Below are 1612 nucleotides of genomic sequence, written 5' to 3' on the forward strand. Positions count from 1 at the left end.
TTTGATACCTATTTTTATTTAGCACTCTAAGCTTAACTAAAGTAGTGGTGGAGCCAAACGGAGTCGAACCGTTGACCTCCTGCGTGCAAGGCAGGCGCTCTACCAACTGAGCTATGGCCCCATTATATAAATGGTGGGTCTAAGTGGACTCGAACCACTGACCCCCGCGTTATCAACACGGTGCTCTAACCAGCTGAGCTACAGACCCTAATACGTCCTAAAACGTAAGCTTAAACTAAAGAACAACTTGTTGTGAATTCTTGCTGACCGAATGCTGTCTATAAGGAGGTGATCCAGCCGCAGGTTCCCCTACGGCTACCTTGTTACGACTTCACCCCAGTCATCAACCACACCGTGGTGAACGCTCCCCCGAAGGTTAAGCTATCCACTTCTGGTGCAATCAACTCCCATGGTGTGACGGGCGGTGTGTACAAGGCCCGGGAACGTATTCACCGCGGCATTCTGATCCGCGATTACTAGCGATTCCTACTTCATGGAGTCGAGTTGCAGACTCCAATCTGGACTACGATAGGCTTTTTGAGATTCGCATCACATCGCTGTGTAGCTGCCCTCTGTACCTACCATTGTAGCACGTGTGTAGCCCTGGTCGTAAGGGCCATGATGACTTGACGTCGTCCCCGCCTTCCTCCAGTTTGTCACTGGCAGTATCCTTAGAGTTCCCGGCTTAACCCGCTGGTAACTAAGGACAAGGGTTGCGCTCGTTGCGGGACTTAACCCAACATCTCACGACACGAGCTGACGACAGCCATGCAGCACCTGTATTCTAATTCCCGAAGGCACTCCCGCATCTCTGCAGGATTCTAGATATGTCAAGACCAGGTAAGGTTCTTCGCGTTGCATCGAATTAAACCACATGCTCCACCGCTTGTGCGGGCCCCCGTCAATTCATTTGAGTTTTAACCTTGCGGCCGTACTCCCCAGGCGGTCTACTTATTGCGTTAGCTGCGTCACTAAGTCCTCAAGGGACCCAACGACTAGTAGACATCGTTTACGGCGTGGACTACCAGGGTATCTAATCCTGTTTGCTACCCACGCTTTCGAGCCTCAGTGTCAGTATGATGCCAGGAAGCTGCCTTCGCCATCGGTATTCCTTCAGATCTCTACGCATTTCACCGCTACACCTGAAATTCTACTTCCCTCTCACCTACTCTAGCCTAACAGTTTCAGATGCAGTTCCCAGGTTAAGCCCGGGGATTTCACATCTGACTTATCAAGCCACCTACGCTCGCTTTACGCCCAGTAATTCCGATTAACGCTTGCACCCTCTGTATTACCGCGGCTGCTGGCACAGAGTTAGCCGGTGCTTATTCTGCAGCTAATGTCATCGTCTCCGGGTATTAACCGAAGAGTCTTCTTCACTGCTTAAAGTGCTTTACAACCAAAAGGCCTTCTTCACACACGCGGCATGGCTGGATCAGGGTTTCCCCCATTGTCCAATATTCCCCACTGCTGCCTCCCGTAGGAGTCCGGGCCGTGTCTCAGTCCCGGTGTGGCTGATCATCCTCTCAGACCAGCTACAGATCGTCGCCATGGTAGGCCTTTACCCCACCATCTAGCTAATCCGACTTAGGCTCATCTAATAGCGAGAGCA

Annotated in this window: 2 tRNA genes and 1 rRNA gene; all 3 read right to left on the reverse strand. The window is 51.6% G+C overall.

What is annotated here, in order from left to right:
* Window positions 1–45: 45 nt before the first annotated feature.
* Window positions 46–121, reverse strand: a tRNA-Ala gene (locus ACTXGL_RS14030).
* Window positions 122–131: 10 nt separating this feature from the next.
* A tRNA-Ile gene (locus tag ACTXGL_RS14035) sits at window positions 132–208 on the reverse strand.
* 73 nt (window positions 209–281) lie between these two features.
* Window positions 282–1612 (reverse strand): 16S ribosomal RNA (locus ACTXGL_RS14040); the annotation flags it as partial.

The organism is Psychrobacter sp. T6-6 (genome assembly GCF_052258185.1).
Classification (GTDB): Bacteria; Pseudomonadota; Gammaproteobacteria; order Pseudomonadales; family Moraxellaceae; genus Psychrobacter.